12 protein-coding genes and 1 tRNA gene are annotated in these 17,300 nt (G+C 41.2%); 11 read left to right on the top strand and 2 right to left on the bottom strand.

All coding sequences use genetic code 11. The features are described 5' to 3' along the window. Positions 1–64 precede the first annotated feature (64 nt). Complete coding sequence (locus GQS64_RS03200) at positions 65–1,354, bottom strand: ABC transporter substrate-binding protein (RefSeq protein ID WP_198230595.1); 1,290 nt, start codon at positions 1,352–1,354, stop codon at positions 65–67. A 2,429-nt stretch (positions 1,355–3,783) separates the two neighbouring features. Here GQS64_RS03200 and GQS64_RS03195 point away from each other — a divergent pair. The 10 genes from GQS64_RS03195 (at position 3,784) to GQS64_RS03150 (ending at position 15,667) form a co-directional block, all read left to right on the top strand. Further along, positions 3,784–4,545: an IclR family transcriptional regulator domain-containing protein gene (locus tag GQS64_RS03195; protein WP_198230594.1), complete on the top strand. Its 762-nt coding sequence runs from the start codon at positions 3,784–3,786 to the stop codon at positions 4,543–4,545. A 245-nt stretch (positions 4,546–4,790) separates the two neighbouring features. Beyond that, positions 4,791–6,329 carry a pyruvate carboxylase subunit B gene (locus tag GQS64_RS03190; protein ID WP_198230593.1) on the top strand — a complete coding sequence of 513 codons (1,539 nt, stop codon included), beginning with the start codon at positions 4,791–4,793 and terminating at the stop codon, positions 6,327–6,329. After that, positions 6,316–6,846, top strand: coding sequence for an acetyl-CoA carboxylase biotin carboxyl carrier protein (accB, locus tag GQS64_RS03185; RefSeq protein ID WP_198230592.1), 531 nt, complete (start codon positions 6,316–6,318; stop codon positions 6,844–6,846). The genes GQS64_RS03190 and accB overlap by 14 nt, the downstream gene beginning before the upstream one ends. A 39-nt stretch (positions 6,847–6,885) precedes the next feature. Further along, a complete protein-coding gene (gene accC, locus GQS64_RS03180) occupies positions 6,886–8,244 on the top strand; it encodes an acetyl-CoA carboxylase biotin carboxylase subunit (protein WP_198230591.1) in 1,359 nt (452 codons plus the stop codon). A gap of 58 nt (positions 8,245–8,302) precedes the next feature. Next, entirely contained in the window at positions 8,303–9,109 is an 807-nt protein-coding gene (locus GQS64_RS03175; RefSeq protein WP_198230590.1) for an SDR family NAD(P)-dependent oxidoreductase, read from the top strand. 424 nt (positions 9,110–9,533) lie between these two features. Further along, positions 9,534–10,847: an MFS transporter gene (locus GQS64_RS03170; protein ID WP_198230589.1), complete on the top strand. Its 1,314-nt coding sequence runs from the start codon at positions 9,534–9,536 to the stop codon at positions 10,845–10,847. Positions 10,848–11,921: 1,074 nt separating this feature from the next. Then, on the top strand, positions 11,922–12,908 hold the full coding sequence (locus GQS64_RS03165; protein ID WP_198230588.1) for an ABC transporter substrate-binding protein: 987 nt from the start codon (positions 11,922–11,924) through the stop codon (positions 12,906–12,908). Then, positions 12,908–13,723 carry an ABC transporter permease gene (locus tag GQS64_RS03160; protein WP_198230587.1) on the top strand — a complete coding sequence of 272 codons (816 nt, stop codon included), beginning with the start codon at positions 12,908–12,910 and terminating at the stop codon, positions 13,721–13,723. Before GQS64_RS03165 ends, GQS64_RS03160 begins: the two co-directional genes overlap by 1 nt. Continuing rightward, on the top strand, positions 13,720–14,451 hold the full coding sequence (locus GQS64_RS03155) for an ABC transporter ATP-binding protein (RefSeq protein WP_198230586.1): 732 nt from the start codon (positions 13,720–13,722) through the stop codon (positions 14,449–14,451). Before GQS64_RS03160 ends, GQS64_RS03155 begins: the two co-directional genes overlap by 4 nt. Positions 14,452–14,455: 4 nt before the next feature. Next, positions 14,456–15,667 (top strand): NnrS family protein, encoded by a 1,212-nt coding sequence (locus tag GQS64_RS03150; protein ID WP_198230585.1) that lies wholly within the window; start codon positions 14,456–14,458, stop codon positions 15,665–15,667. A gap of 361 nt (positions 15,668–16,028) precedes the next feature. On the opposite strand, the gene GQS64_RS03145 is transcribed toward GQS64_RS03150, so the two are convergent. Beyond that, positions 16,029–16,104: transfer RNA gene (locus GQS64_RS03145), tRNA-Thr, on the bottom strand. 234 nt (positions 16,105–16,338) lie between these two features. On the opposite strand from GQS64_RS03145, the gene GQS64_RS03140 reads away from it, so the two are divergent. Then, positions 16,339–17,298, top strand: a complete 960-nt coding sequence (locus GQS64_RS03140) for a hypothetical protein (RefSeq protein ID WP_198230584.1) — start codon at positions 16,339–16,341, stop codon at positions 17,296–17,298. Positions 17,299–17,300 lie beyond the last annotated feature (2 nt).

Genomic DNA, 17,300 nt, shown 5'->3' with positions numbered 1-17,300 from the left:
AACAAATTCCATTATTTAGTCGGGGAGGCAGAAAAATATCTGCCTGTTTTATGCCTGATCGAAGTCAATCGCATTTGGCTTGCGGAAATCCTGCCTTGATCCATTCGTCAACCGGAACGCCTTCCGGAGGGTTGACACAAGATGCAGAATAATCACGGCGATTGCTCAAAATTACCTTGCCATCCTTGTCATGATCGATTTTCGCAAAAGATACGCCTTGAATTGCTTGATGGCCTTTGCCAATAGCCATTTCTACAGTGCCCGACGGAGATTCAAATGTTAATCCCTTGAACGCTGCGACGGCTGCTTCCTTATCGCTAACAGGGCCATTTTTCTCCCAAGCGCTCTTTAAGCCGAGAATGGCCTGAACCATCTTCCAGGCGGCATAGGTTGGTTCTTTGCCGAACTTTTCAGTATAGGCCGAGCGAAACCACCTTGAAAGCTCGTTATCCGGTGCAAAATAACTGTAAGGCCCACGTGCCCCGATGATTACACCCGCAGGAAACTTGCTCCCCAAAGTCATCGCTGATGGTTCACCGCAAGTCAACATAACCGGTGTTCGTGCAAATATACCGCGAGGCTGACCTTGAAGCACAAAAGCGTCGACATCACCACCCCAAAGGCTTGAAAATATAACGCTCGGTCGCGATGTCATAAGTGCAGATATCTCGGCACCATATTGCCCGGCACCTAATTTGGGAAATTGTGACGTTGCAACGGAAGATGACGGGAAAATTACCTTCAAAGCTGCACTAAAATCGTTCCAATTATCCTGTCCGAAGGCATAATTGGCATTTATACCCGCAACTCTGCTGACATCAATGCCTTCATCCTTAAAATAACGTGCTGCACCGATTGCATCTGTTGTTTGTATTGGACCGGTACGAAAAAGATATTTCGGATCCTTGACAACGCTTTCAAATATCTGATTGGTTCCACAATCCACCAAAACTGTCGGTGTTTTCATTTCTTCGGCTACCGGCGCAATAGCTTTGCAATTTCCCGATGATGTGTAACCGATTACAGCTTCGACTTTATCCCGCTCGACAGCGTTGCGATATTCGGTCACGGCATCGGTTGCTTCATCTATATATATAGGTTCGATTAGTCGGCCATTGATGCCCTTATGTTCCTTATAAGGAGCAGGAAATGTTCCCTCGTTAAGCGCTTGCACAACAATTTCGGCCGCATTTTTTTCAGGTTCGCCAAAAGTACCGGCAGCTGCTGTTGACAAAAACACCGGAAAAGCAATTTTTATAGGCTGCTTTTCCTGAGCCTGAACCGAGCCGATGCTGATTGCCAAAGCAATTGCCGGAAAAAGCGCTTTCATACTCCGCTTATAATTTATTTTCATTTATCCTCACTCCCACTTGGCCAAGCGCATATTTTGCTGTGCCGACAAAGAAAAACCTGAAAGCAAACCGTTATAAACGCATTTGCAAAAGACCGTTTTAAATAACCGTTCAACCAGCTCTTATGTTGTTCAGTAAAATTTGTTCTTTTTTACATAATCCAACTGAAACACCGTTATTTCTTATATTTTATATTCATTATAGTTTATTTTAATATTTAAAATAGATATTCACTATTAAAAATAAATTTAACATTATAATTAATTAATAGATTTAATTTATTTTTTCATAAAAATATAATTAATTAAATAAATAATTTAAATTATATATTTTTATAATTTCTCCTCTTTTTTATTATATTAGTAATTTAAAATGAATATTTTCTATAAAATTAAATGAACAAAAAATATTTATATATTAATTTTTACAAAAATATTAATATATTTTATTGGTTATTATTCATCATTGAATGACATTTTATAGAAATATTATATCCCTGATTTATGATAAAATACCGCGTTTAAATACGCGTCTATCCTGCCAAATTTTCCAATAATGAAAGGCTGGAAACCGCCCCGATGAAATTAATTTTACAACTCCGACACATCTCTAACACATCATGGCGAACACAGCATATAGCAAAGCGAACAGCGCATTTGTGTTGAATTTCCATGCCAGTCGTCGCACCATCCAATGGCAAACGTCACAGCGCAGAAAAATGTCTTGGTAAATTCATCTTCCTCCCCACTTAAATATTCTCCCTGTTTCGTATTATGTTTTATATTTAATCCGAGTCAATTACCAAAAATCGCATTGTTAACTTTGTTCACATATCGTACTTTATTGATTATACTTAGTTATTCTTATCTTTTTTTCAAAATATCAGTGAAATTTAATAAAATTTAAAAGTTCCATCATGTCTTGGTTTGAACCCTGATAAAAATGATGAGCTGTCTTAAGGCTTTTCGATAACACTAGATTTGGACCCGTTGTTATAGATTCCAGACGAACATCCGTGGGGAATGGTTGCTCTTATCGTTTTCCAAGGAGAATTGTTTTAGTCACGTTCATACGTCGGGAATTTGCGGGTGACGCAACACGCCTGAACACTTAGGCATTGCCGGTTTACCACACGCTACACTATTGCCATATCCTATTATTGATATTGCATCCAATTATTCATATCAGTCATATCAAAACAAGGCTTAAAGCTGTTAGGAATGATTATTCGTGAAGATTATTGGTCGAGAATCCCGTGTTCGCGAAATTCTCGCGATAGGGCATAGATCAACAGTCGATCTATCAGTAATGCCTAGCCTTCAATTTTGAAGCCTTTATCGAGATAGTATTACTTTATCACCGATGCGAGTTATACACGGTTTTTACCGGTTGAGGTGGCGTATGGCGATTATGATAAAAAAAGGAAGCGGTTACTTTAAGACAATCCGTCCAATGCACGAAAAACACTTCCGACCGTTGTGATCTATATTAAAAAACAACAAAAAATTGGAAAACAACAAAAATAGCTGAAACTCGTCATTGCATGCTGTTTTATGTGTAAACCATTCCACTCATATCGACCAGATTTGAAAGTCCTTGAATTGAAGTGATTGGATCCGATAATAATGTCGGTTTTGTTATAGATTATGAACAGCCCGAGAAGTTCAAACTTGAAACGCGGTTTTGCCATGTTCAAGCCTTTTGGAAAAAGGTCGCATTGAAACGGCAAATAGACGGACGAAAGCGTTTTCCATATCAAGCGATAGCGTTAAAAAAATACCCCGCCTTGAAGCTCTTTAACGACGGCTTATGAAGGTTGTCTCCCGCATAATTATGTTAATGCACACACAGGGTTATCAGACTTCAAACTCACGAATTTTTTGCCGATTCAAAACGCCTTTTTCAACGGTCATGAAAAGTAACAAACATCAAATTATGTCTCAACCAAACAAATGTCCTTTTCGGGTTTGAATTGGCTAAAGCTGATTTTGCTAGCCAATAAATTCTGGACTTGATTAAAATTCCAAGTCACGCGGAGATCGCAAAAAAGTACAGCTTTGTATTTTTAAACCACAAAAACCGCTATATTCCAGCCAATTGGTTTTGAAATTCCAGCTTTAATTATAGTTGCCGCCTGCTTACGGCATTTTTCTTCAAGTGCATTGCGAAAAGTTCCGAATTCAGTCTCTTTCACAATTTCAAATGATCTAAAAACCAATGAATTACGGTGCTATCGCAAAATAATATATTTTTAAATCATGCCGGAATTGAAAGGAAAACTATGTTTCCGTTGTAGAACATGATTTATATATCTCCCATATAAGGTTGTTATAAAATATATTTTCGCAACATAATTTTAATAATATAACAACTTTGTCATAATTTAATATTCTACATAATAAATAGACAAATTAATATGAAAGCGGAAAATATGAACTTGAACAAGCGTGATTTGATGGGTGGGTTAGCCAAAGGTTTGCAAGTAATAGAAGCATTCACCGCCGAAACACCCCGATTATGTATCGCACAGGCTGCCGATATAGTCGGATTGGATCGCGCGACAACGCGACGTTGTCTTTTGACACTCGCAGAGTATGGTTATTGTGCTTATGATGGAAAATTTTTCACAGTCACCCCCCGCATTTTACGGTTAGGGACAGGTTGTCTCGCTGCTATGCCGCTACCAAAAATCATGCAACCAATTCTCGATCAACTTTCCGAAAATATCAAACAAAGCACATCGGTTTCGATTCTCGATGAAAATGAAATTGTTTATATAGCACGCGCGTCACAAACACGCGTTATGTCTGTAACACTGATGCCCGGATCCCGTTTACCCGCCTATTGCACTTCCATGGGGCGCGTTCTGTTAGCCGCATTACCCGCCGAACAAGCGCGCGCTATTCTGGAGAATTCATGCTTGAAAAAACGCACCCAATTCACATTGACTACAGTCACGGACATCATGGATGAACTGGATAATGTTCGTAACCATGGTTATGCACAAATAGACCAGGAAGTCGAAATAGGATTACGTTCTATTGCTGTGCCATTAAAAAACGGGCATGGAAAAGTTATCGCTGCGTTAAACACCGGCGTTCCGGCTTCATTTTTACCTATGCAAGAAGCTGTTGAACAATACTTGCCTGCTTTGAGACGTATTCAAAATCAATTCAGTTATATTTCTTCGTGATTTCTTTTTTGTTCGATTAACGAACAAAAATCATATATCGACTTTTTATCATTGACGACATCATATTACAAAACATAACTTGTTCTTGCTCATCATAGTATGAGGGAGGTTTGTGGGAGGACTTTCAAAGACATTTTATGTTTTTATTTTCAGTAAAATATCGCCCTTCTTTACAAATTTAAAATTTATTTTGTCTCAAAGGACACAAATTCTTTGAGGAAAACATACGTAGTTGGGATGTCGCAATGACTCAAAACCAGAATCTTAATATATCTCAAATTATGGCTGCTGGCGGACGTCCAGCTAATAGTTTACGTGAAATAAAAATTATTGATACGACTTTTCGTGACGCACATCAGAGCCTTTGGGCCACGAGAATGCGTACCGAACATATGCTGTCCATGTTGGACGACATTTCCCAGGTCGGTTTTGACCAGATTGATCTGGCTGCTCCGATACAATTTGACGTTTCGGTACGTTATCTCAAGGAAGATCCTTGGGAACGTGCGCGTTTATTGAGCGAAAGAGCGCCAAATGTCCGTTTCCGCGGTCTGGTTCGGTCAAAAAATTTGGCTTCATTCGATTTTTTACCTGACGACATAATTCTAGCCTGGGTCGAGCAACTTTATGCAAACGGTTTTCGCGTTATCGGTTCATTTGACGGGCTGAATGATATTGACAATATCGTCCCCGGATTGAAACGCGCCAAAGAACTGGGAGCTTACACATTTGGTGCTCTGTCGTATTGTGAAAGCCCTGTTCACACAGACGAGCTTTATATAGCCAAGACCAAAGAATATCTCGAAAAGACAGATGTTGACGCATTTATGCTCAAAGATGCGGGCGGGCTTCTTACACCTGAACGAATACGGACACTTGTTCCGGCAATCAAAAAATTGATTGGCGATAAACCGCTTGAAGTTCATACGCACTGCTTGACAGGACTGGGGCCACTGGTGTGTCTCGAAGCTGTAGAACATGGGGCTGATGCGCTCCATCTTTCGATTGCGCCACTTGCCAATGCCAATGCCCAGCCAGCGGTACAAGACGTTGTTCGCGCATTAAAGTTGCTTGGATATAAAGTAAACCTTGACGAGGACCGCATCGCCAAGGTGAGCGACAAAATTCGCGAAATAGCCGAACAGGAAGATAAACCGCTCGGCGCACCTGTAGCTTATAACAGCTTACATTACATGCATCAAATTCCCGGTGGCATGTTATCAAATTTTAAATCGCAACTTGAAACGGCTGGTCTGTCGGATCGTTATGACGAGCTTCTGAACGAAATCGCACGCGTCCGTTCAGAATTGGCATATCCCATCATGATTACTCCGTTTGCCCAATTTGTTGGCACTCAAGCGGTGTTAAATGTCATTACCGGCGAACGTTATAAAATTGTTCCCAATGAAATTAAAAAATATGTTTTGGGTTATTACGGAAAACTACTTGCGCCGATAGATCCCGAATTGCGTGAAAAGATCATCAAAAATGGTGCATCCGACATCGCTATGGAACCTTCGCCATTACCACCTATGTTGGCGGATCTGGAAAAGGCTTATCCCGAAGACAGCGTCGATATAGTTTTGTTGCGAGCGATGTTTGCAGGAACCCAAGTAGATGAAATGTTAAAAGCAAAAAAAGAGGGCACTGGCGGAGAAGACAATAGCCCCCTGCTTAAACTAATCAAGAGTGTCTATGAGCGTAACAAGCAAGGCACAATTTCAATAACAACACCGAATATAGAACTGACAATTGGAGTGGAGAAAGCTGATGTCAATGGATAATGAAGCGATTAAAGAACTTAACGCTATTCTGAAATGGGTCAATCTTTCTGAAGATGTCAAAGATTTCCACCTTAAGACAGGTGATATAGAAATATCGCTTTCCCGCAATAATAATTCGATTCTTTTTTCATCGGGCCAGCAGGTAGCTGCGCCTCATACTCCATCGAATTTGTCGACGCCTGCCGTAAAAGCAGAACCAACACCGAGTGCACCGGCTGTTGCTCCAGTACCAACGCAGGAACCGGCTACAAATAATGCCTATCAGCTTGGTGAAAATGAAATATTCATCAAGGCACCAATGGTTGGAACTTTTTATGCGTCGCCGAAGCCGGGTGCGCCCGCCTTTGTAAAGCCCGGTGATAAAGTAAAACCTGATACGGTGCTTTGTATCGTTGAAGTCATGAAGTTGATGAACAATATCGAAGCAAAAGTAGAAGGCGTTGTAAGCAAGATACTTGTCGAAAACGAACAACCTGTTGAATATGGTCAGCCGCTGATTGTCATCAAGACTAAATAGGCTGTTTTAAGCTTACACAAACGAAATCGGATTAACTAGATGTCATCTCTTATAAAAACTGTTTTGATTGCCAACCGTGGTGAAATCGCGTTGCGCATTATCCGTGCATGCAGGGAACTGGGTATTAGAACAGTTCTTGTCCACTCCGAAGCCGATGCAAAGTCTCTTCCTGTCAGATTGGCTGATAAGGCTGTTTGTATCGGCCCTTCTCAATCCAATTTAAGTTATCGGAATACACAGGCAATACTCAGTGCAGCCAAGACGTTTGATGCTCAGGCTATCCACCCCGGATATGGTTTTATGGCCGAAAATGCAGCCTTTGCAGCGGAGTGCGAAAAAGAAGGGGTGATATTTATCGGGCCGGAAAGCTCGGTTATTCATCAGATGGGAGATAAAATAGAAGCAAAAAAAATTGCCAAAAAAGCCGGTGTACCTACGGTTCCCGGTTCTGATGGGGCAATCAAAGATTTTGCCGAAGCCCTTGATGTTGCAAAAAATGTCGGTTTTCCTTTGCTGATTAAAGCTGCTGCCGGCGGCGGTGGCCGTGGAATGCGTATTGTTCGCGAAATGGCCACCCTTGAACGTGATCTTTCTGAAGTTATGTCGGAAGCAGAAACGGCATTCGGTGACGCATCGGTTTATATCGAACGTTATCTCACCAATATCCGCCACATTGAAATTCAGGTGATTTGCGACGGAAAAACTTTTTTACATTTGGGAGAACGCGATTGTACAACGCAGCGCCGTAATCAGAAACTTATCGAAGAAGGGCCATCTCCCGTATTGGATAAAGAACTGCGTTCTCAATTGGCAGAAGCGGCTATTTCTTTGTGTCGCGAAGTCAAATATAAAAATGCCGGCACTGTCGAATTTGTGTTCGATCTCGACGAAAGAAAATTCTATTTCATAGAAATGAACACCCGCATACAAGTCGAACACCCCGTTTCAGAAATGATTACCGGTTTCGACTTGATAAAAATGCAAATAGGGATTGCAAGTGGAATTCCTCTCGCAATTAAACAAGAAGACATATGCGTTAACGGACATGCTATAGAATGCCGTATCAATGCGGAAGATCCTATGAACAATTTTATGCCTTGCCCCGGCGTTGTGAACAGGTTTCATATGCCCGGCGGCCTTGGCATCCGGATGGATACACATATCGAAGCCGGATATGCAATTCCACCATTTTATGATTCAATGGTAGGCAAATTGATATGCTGGGGGCAAACGAGAGACGAAGCAATTGCACGGATGCTCTCTGCCTTGGACGAGCTTGATCTCGGTGAAATCACAACAACTGCGTCGTTTCACAGAACGTTGTTGCAGAACAAACAATTTGTTTCTGGTGTCTTCAATACGTCATTTGTTGCCAATTTGATGAAGGCAGAGAATTGAAAAATCTTATAATTTCAATCTTTGACCAAACATAAATTCGCTTTCGGGAGGGAAAAAAGTGAACGATTATAAATTTGATTTCACGGGTAAAAATGTCGTCATAACCGGTGCATTGGGAGGATTTGGATCAAAAGCTACAGAGACGTTCAAAGCTCTAGGTGCAAATGTAATTGGCTTGGAGAAAGGTCCTCTCAAAGAAAGACATTCGCACAATATAGATCTTTTGATTGAAGTGGATGTATCCGACCCCGTAAGTGTATCCGATGCATTTCACAAAATCGACGAAAAATACGACCATATTGATATATTAATCAATAATGCCGGCGTTCGCGAAATAAAAACGATTCTGGAAATCGAACCGGCCGAGTTTGCTCGCGTTATTTCGGTTAATGTTAACGGCACATTCTATTGCGCGCGCGAGGCTGCATTGCGTATGGCCAAAAACAAGTCAGGCAATATTATATCCGTTGCCTCGATTTGTGGTGTTCTAGCAATGCCCAATCGTCCGGCTTATACAGCCTCCAAACACGCAATTATCGGCTTGACAAAAAATCTCGCAACCGATCTCGCAGCCCATGGAATACGCGTTAATGCAGTTGCTCCCGGTACTATCCGCACACCACTAACAGAAGCTTATTATCAAGATAAAAAATTTCTTGATGATCTTGATTCTACCGTTCCACTGGGCGCGCAAAAAGGAAATGTTGATGATATTATCAATGCATTTTTATTTTTAGCGTCTCCATTTTCGGAATTTGTAACAGGAACTGCTCTCGTCGTGGATGGTGGATGGTCTGTCACGAAAGCGGTCAGTTACAGGCCGGATTCACCGCATACAAAAAGTAGTTCCTCAGGTAAACTATAGAAAATCGGAGCAAAGCGAGCTTGATTAATCAAAATCGCACCGGACCCCTGCATACTTAATGTTAACGGTGCGATTTAACTTATATTTCATCAATAAAAACCGGGTATCCAATTTCGTTGTTCTTATTGAAAGATATCAATTTATTAGAAATTTATAAATTAAAATTTAATAATATTTAAATTTAAAAATTTTAAAAACTATTTTTATATATATTTCCATTTGTAACAATTTTAATAATATATTATATAAATATTTATATTCTATTATATTTACAATAAAAATATATCATATCAATTATTACCAATATTAAAAATAATTTTTTTATATATAAAAATCGTAACATTTTTAGAAAATTTGATGAATACACTGATAAACTGTAAGTGATCTTGCAAAAACACTTAAAATTGCATTCGGGAGGAAAAGTATGTCTACACAATCGGAAATAGAAGACGGAATCGAAATAATAAAAATGGGCGCTAGCCAAGCTGACCGTATAAAAGCAGTTTCTTCGGCTGTACTCGGAAATATATTGGAATGGTTCGACTTCGCAGTATACGCGTTTTTTGCAACGATTATTGCCGCAAAATTTTTCCCTTCCGAAGATCATACAGTCTCCATATTGGCAACTTTTGCGGTTTTTGGTGGCGGCTTCCTCGCACGCCCGATAGGGAGCATCATCATCGGAAAAATTGCCGACTCCAAAGGACGCAAAGTCGCCTTGATTATAACAATATATTTTATGGCTCTTTCCACGATTGGCATCGGTCTGTTGCCGTCTTATGAAACAATAGGGATATTTGCACCTATTTTATTAATGGTTTTTCGCATTGTTCAAGGCCTCGCAGCCGGTGGTGAATTTGGTGGTGCGACCGCTTTTATTGTTGAATGGGCGCCAGAGAACCGTAGGGGCTTTTACGGTTCATTTGTTATGGCCTCTCTTTGTGCGGGAATGCTTTTGGGTTCGGGTGTGGCTGCTATCGTTACATCTGTCATGAGCGAGCAGGCGTTGGTTGCTTGGGGATGGCGTATACCGTTCTTGTTGGGTGTTTTAATTCTTATCGTTGGCGTTTATATGCGCAGTCAGGTGGGAGAAGCGCCGGCATTTGAAAAAGCCAAGAAAGAAACAACACCCCAGCAAAGCGAAGCCAAATCGAGGTCGTTTCTCATTGCATGCAAGGCATTCGGTATATCAATTGTTTGGACCGGTTCATTCTATGTATTGCTGAGTTATATGCCGACATTCACCCAAACTATACTCAAACTATCAAAAGCTGAAGCCCTTTGGTCAAATACGGTCGGGTTGCTTGTCATTGTGATTGCTATCCCGTTATGTGGATTGGCTTCCGATATTTTCGGAAGAAGGAAACTTCTCCTTATTGCTTGTGTATTCTTCATCTTTCTTACCTACCCATTGTTTTCATTGATGATAGCCTACCCGACATTTACAGTCGTTGTGACATGCCAGATCATATTTTCAGTTCTCGCGGCTTTCTACAATGGCCCGGCGCCTGCAGCGATGGCTGAAATGTTCAGCACTGAATCCAGAACTTTGTGGATGTCACTTGGCTATAGCGTGTCGAATGCTATTTTTGGAGGTTTCGCCCCTTTTATAGTTACACTGCTAATAAAATTTACAGGTTCACCACAATCGCCAAGCCTCTATGTCATTCCGATTTCTATCGTTTCTGCAGCGGTAATTTTAAATATGCGTGAAACTGCCCATGATAAACTCAAATGACATAACCATTCCATTAGCAATTTAAGATCTTAATTTTCACCGTCGGATAACATTTTTATTATCATAATTGATTATATTATAAAAATCGTATTATCCGACGGTGAAGTTATATTAAAATATTTCAATGTTGTTATTTCTAATTAATTTTTAAAAATTTAAATTAATATAAGTTTGTTTTTAAATATTTTAACAAATAATATTACTTGATTGTTCAATCTACCACACCAATTTCGCCCGCAAATCAGGCCACAAAAATAAACGTTATGGGTGTTCCACAAGCTGATGAGAATTCATATCGGTTTTAAAACCGTTCGAGGGATATTCCAACGATCGAAATAAATAGACCGATACTTCCGAGAGAATAACTTGCGAAGTTATAGACTTATATTTTCAACAATGTTGTTAATGATCTTCTGATTATTATTGATCTCAAATTCGATCATATCAATTTATTCCTGCACGAAAGAAAGTTGGCGGAATGGATATTGTTTTTGCCTACAATAGAGGAAAACTGAAACAGAAGTTCCTCTATCACACCACTTGCTCGATATTGAAACCGTTATATAAAAATTCCTTAACGGCATCATTTAGCACCTAAGATAACCGATACAACGTTTTGAATATACTTGTTATGAATTTTCCCGCAATACTTACTGTCAACCGCAATGTGTCGTATTTTATCTATAAATGACGAATTTTCACAGATTCTCAATCTATAAAACCAGAATCAACATGGAAGCAAAATATAAAATCCGACGAAAAGATCGTAAGGTTCATATATTGTTTTAAAAATATTTTTCCAATTCAATATATTATCAAAACAACGAATATATAATTTAACATTACATGATAATACTATAAAAACAAAGCATTTTAACAATAATCATTTCAGGAAGTGCGCTATAGTAAAGCGACATTTCGCCTTGTCAGGAAATATTTTTTCGCCTGAAATGAAAGCAGCATTTTGATTTTTTAAAATTGAGGAATAAACTCATCTTAAATTCTATGCCATAATCAAACACCCATGACCAATTCATATGACCATTGTTAATGAATGATTTTTACCAGAGGTAGATGATGCTTACTCAAACACGCCGTCATTTTTTAATTGGTGCTTCACTTCTCCCCGCTATTTGTGCATTTCCTGCTATTGCCGCTGCCGAAGACAAAAAACCGGTAATATGGGGGCCTCCGGCGGGTCCTTCTATCGTCGCGGCTTATGCAGTAAAAACCGGCATGTTGGAAGATTTGCTACCCGGATGCCAATTCAAGGTTTGGAACAATCCCGATCAGATCAGAGCAGGCTTAAGCTCCGGTTCTGTCAATATGGCTATTTTGCCAAGCTATAACGGCGCGAATTTATATAATAAGGGTCTTGACGTGAGATTGGCAAATATTCTGACAGACGGGCTTCTTTACATCGTCGCACCGGAAGCATCCAATATCAAAACACTTCAGGATCTTGTCGGGAAAAAACTTGCTGTACCGTTCAAAAACGATATGCCCGACTACATTATGCAAGCAATTTTAAAAGCATATGACATCAAGCCGGATGCAATCGACATGCAATATACGGGAAGCCTCCCCGAAGCCATGCCGCTTCTTATGATCGGGCGTGTTGATGCTGCAGTCATTGTCGAACCTGCAGCGTCCACAGTGATTTCTATGAGCGCTGCATCGCCTAAAAAAATTGTTCGTGCGCTTGATATTCAAAAACTTTGGGAAAAAGTTTCAAAGACGGGTGCCATTCCGCAAGCCGGTCTTGTCACCGGCAAAGGATTTGAAGGCGACGCAGGAACAAAAAAAATAGCAGCACTCAATGCATGTTTGGCAAGTGCGCTCGAACGAATTAAGGCCGATCCCGAAAAAGCCGCCGAACAGGTTGGCGATTTGCTTGATTTCCCTCCGCGATTGATTGCCGCATCCGTCGCTTTCAGTCATCTTGTTGTCCATAATGCCAGAGAAGTCAAACCATCGCTTGAAACATTTTTTAATGTTCTCATCGAACAAAATTCCGCAATTCTAGGCGGAAAACTACCTGACGACGGATTTTATGCCTGATGCGCTCTACCAGACTCATTTCTCATCTTGTTTCGCTTGGAAACTATTTCTGGGGAGGTTTTGCAGGGCTTGCCGGTTGCTTCTGTTTTTTCGCTGTCTGGCAGTTAGCACATGAGCTTTATGGCAGTTATGTGCTCCCCTCTCCGCAACAAACTTTGCAAGCAATGATCTTGCTTGTCCAAACGGACAAATTCATAGCGATGGCAAAAATAACGGCCGAGCGTTCCTTCATGGGCTTTGCGATAGCCGGTTCAATCGGAATTCTAAGCGGAGTATTATGCGGTTATTCATTTGCTGCGATCCGGCTAATGCGTCCGATCATTATCATTCTATTAGGGGTTCCACCGATAGGCTGGATTGTCCTTGCACTCATATGGTTTGAAAACGGCGGCGGGTCTGTTGTCATGACGATTGCAGTTGCGTCCTTTCCGCTTATTTTTATCAATAGCGTAGAAGCAATTGCCACGCGTGACCGTTCGCTCGACGATATGGCTCGTGCTTTCAACATCGGCATATTGAAACGATTTCGTACAATCACATTTCCGCAAATGGTGTCTTTCATATTTCCCGCCTTGTCGCTTTCGGCAGGAAGTGCATGGAAAGTTGCGGTCATGGCCGAACTTTTAAGTTATTCGGGGGGCTTGGGAGGCTTACTTTTCGAGGCACGTAGTACCTTCGATGTACCCGAAGTTACTGCTATCATTTTGATTATTGTGTGTTTTGCTTTGGTAACCGAATTCGGCATTATTCATCCGATACGGGAATTTTTTGAAAGCTGGCGGCATGCATCCGACCCTTGGGGCGTTAAAAGATGAGAATCGAAATGCAGGATATTGCGTTTTCTTATCTCGGAAGACGTATTCTTGAAAACGTCAATATTCACGTCGACGACCATGAAACATTGGTTGTTCTGGGTGCCTCCGGAGCCGGAAAAACGACAATATTGCAGATAGCGGCAGGCCTGTTGACACCTAACAAAGGAGAGATCAAGAAAAGTTTCCGGCAACAGGCAATCGTTTTTCAGGAACCGAGATTGTTACCCTGGAAAACGACCTATGAAAATATTGCCTATGGTTTGAATCATTCACGCCGGAGAGACGAAACAAATGACCTCGTGTCGGACTGCGCAAGAAAAGTCGGTTTAAAAATAACAGATCTTGAAAAATATCCGGCCGCATTATCCGGTGGTATGCGCCAGCGCGCAGCAGTCGCGCGTGCTCTTGCTGTCAATCCCGATATTATCTTTTTTGACGAACCGTTTTCGGCAGTCGACATTGGCTTACGGCGCAATCTTCAGGATATTGTTATTGAAGAGGCAAAAGGCCAAGGTTTTTCGTCATTATTTGTTACCCATGATCTTCACGAAGCATTGCGCATTGCTCACCGTCTGTTACTGGTTGGTGGCGATCCGGCAACAATTGTCGCTGAAAGACATGTTGAAGGTGAACCAGGAAAGAGGAGCGAACGCGAAATATTCGATATGAGCGAAGAATTTGCCCAAGATCGTGATTTTTACGACCTTCTTTATAGGAACAAGGATTAGCGCGATGGGGCTTGGCAAAAAGATCAGAGCAGTGATTGCTCATAGTCCCTTTTTTATAGAGGGCGTTTTCCTTTTCTTTCCGGTATCGGCCTGTTACGCCGTATTGATGCCGTTTATCTGGGTGATTGTCTATCAACTCGACTATCCCGGTACACGATATATCTTCCCCCAGCAATGGCATGCGCATGAAATGATTTTCGGCTTTTACTCTGCTGCCCTTGCAGGCTTTCTGTGTTCGGCCGTTGCCGAATGGACAGAAACCAAGCCGTTAAATGGCATGAGACTTTTCCGGTTATTTTTATTATGGCTTCCCGGACGCATTGTCGGTTTTTTCGGTTCGGATTACCTGATGATAACGGGCAGTCTATTTGATTGCGCCTTTTTGGCCTTGTTGATCGCTTATGTCGGCTTGCCAATTATTTTGGGAAAAAAATGGAAAAGCATTTCGTTCCTGTTATGGCTCCTCATCCTTTTCATACTCGAAACAACTTTGAAAATTTCATGGTGGCAGGAAGAAACAGAACTCTCGTCTCGTCTTTTATGGGCGATCATTTCTGTTTTTGTTGTTTTGTTCTCTTTGGCAATTTCGCGCATCAACACCGTCGTTACAAATCTCTCATTGGATCCTTCGGGCGAAACAAGCCCTTATCGCCCGCATCCGGGCAGACGCAATCTGTCGCCATTTTTGACAGTCTTATATGCTCTTTCAATGCTTTTCCTGCCATCTTCACAAATGCAATATTATCTGGCTTTCGCTGCCAGTGCTGGTTTTATGGACAGAACAGCGGAATGGTTTATCGGTAAGGCTGCTTTCAAGGCTGAAGTGTTATGTCTCGCGCTTGCAAACACCAGCGCGGGTGTGGGCTTTTTTCTTATCGGTCTTTCCGGTTTCAACGAAAGCATATCAATTTATGCAGGATTACATATATTGACTATCGTAACACTCGGACTTGGTGTTCTGGGTGTATTCACGATCGCCGGTTTACGTCATTCAGGACGAAAATTGATAGCCGTACCATGGCAATCAAAAGCGGCAATCGCATTTATTATATTTGCGGCGGCGTCGCGGGTTCTTCCTGAAACAAGCAGTGCATTCGCGTTCATTAACTCCCATTATGCTGTGGCTGCAACATTATGGTCGGTGGCTTTTTTGCTGTGGCTGTGGGGATATTTGCCAATCCTCGGACACCCCGTAAAAGTGAGCTTCCCTGAATGATTTCCGGGCTTTTTTATTTGTGCCGATTTTTATTTACCGAAGAATTTTCTTTTTGATCTGCAGGAATTTTTCGTTCGCTTTTTCCGTGTTAAAAAACGTGTAAATCCGTCTGGAAAATCGTAGTGCGCTCTATTATGACGCGCTCCATTCAGGATAAGAATTAATATGTTGTTTTATTTGTGATTTTTGGTGCAGCATGCCGGCGGCATAATTTTTTATATAATATTGTTTTTATTATATTTTTACCGTTGTATTTTGTAAATGTGTTACATTTTGTTTTACATTTTTGGCTAAAATATCAATATCTTAAAAATTGAAAATAAAAAAATTCAATAAAAACAGATACTTATGAAGATTTTATTGGTGCCGCATGCCGGAATCGAACCAGCGACCCCATCATTACGAATGACGTGCTCTACCAACTGAGCTAATGCGGCACAGATTCTTTTAACTACAAAAGAACCGGTATCGGGTGATAACTAAAAGATCAAACGAAAGCAAGCGGGCAATTCGGTCTTTCAGTGTTTTTCGTTGGTTCTCGATATTACTATATCAAAAAAACGGTTTCTTTGAAAACTTGACCATAAATTTGATTTGCGATTTGGTTTGCCAATCTTTCCGCTCTTGCTTATTCTATCGAACGGATTTTCGATTATAAGGAGAATTGTTCTTTGGCCAATGCCGAGCAAGCCATCCGCAACGCATTATTAAAAATTGATGCGAGCAATGTTGCCCAAAGACGGCGTGTGTATGAATCAGCCTGGAATGCACATGAACGTGCTCTATTGGCTAATCACAGGCTGAATGATGAAAGCCGGACCAATCGTCGGGATGCGTTGATGCAACTTATCCAACATATTGAAAACGGCTATACGACTTCCAATCCGGACGATCCCGCTGAGGAGAATCATAAACTTGCAGCCGAAGGTCCCGAAGAACAGATAGAAATAGAAGTCAATGGTGCAACCAATCTTATAAACACCACACAACACCGCGCATTGGCGCGCCGACGTTCAAAAATTCTATTGATTGTTGCACCGTCAATTCTTGCGATTGTTATGATAATCTGCTTCACCGCCTGGTCGTTTTTCAATAGTCTTTCCGGACGCGCAATTATCGAACATCGCGCGCAAGCTCTGACGCAAAGCCAACAGGTAAAAACAGTTGTTCCTTTTCGTCAGGAAGCAAGCAAGGATGACGGTTGGATAAAATTTTTCAACCCCGGTGATGCAACAGCAATCACAACATATGGAAGCACATCTGTGTCCATAAAGGATGATGACGGTGTGCCTTATACACATATTTCCGCTAATAGCGAGCAAGATGTCGTCGTTATAGAAATCGGTGCGGGAGTACTGTCCGGCTTACGCGGCAAAAAAACCATGCTCGACATCAATGCAAAGAGTGATAGTTCAACGCCTAGCCAGATGAGCATTACCTGCGATCTCGGAAGTAATGCGGATTGCGGCAGACGCCGTTTTGAAGTTCCCTTGAATAGAACCGACCTTCTGTTCGAGGTCACAATACCGGCTGAAGGAACGAGTGCGGCCAAGCTTTATTTGACGACTGATCTTTTAGGCGAAGGCCATGGAATTGATATTTACGGGATGAAAATAAAAGCAGCGGATTGAGA

It is taken from the genome of Bartonella sp. P0282, assembly GCF_048452985.1.
In the GTDB taxonomy this organism is placed as follows: Bacteria; Pseudomonadota; Alphaproteobacteria; order Rhizobiales; family Rhizobiaceae; genus Bartonella; species Bartonella choladocola.
The sequence above is the reverse complement of the archived record's forward strand: the minus strand, read 5'-3'. Positions and strand labels throughout refer to the sequence as shown.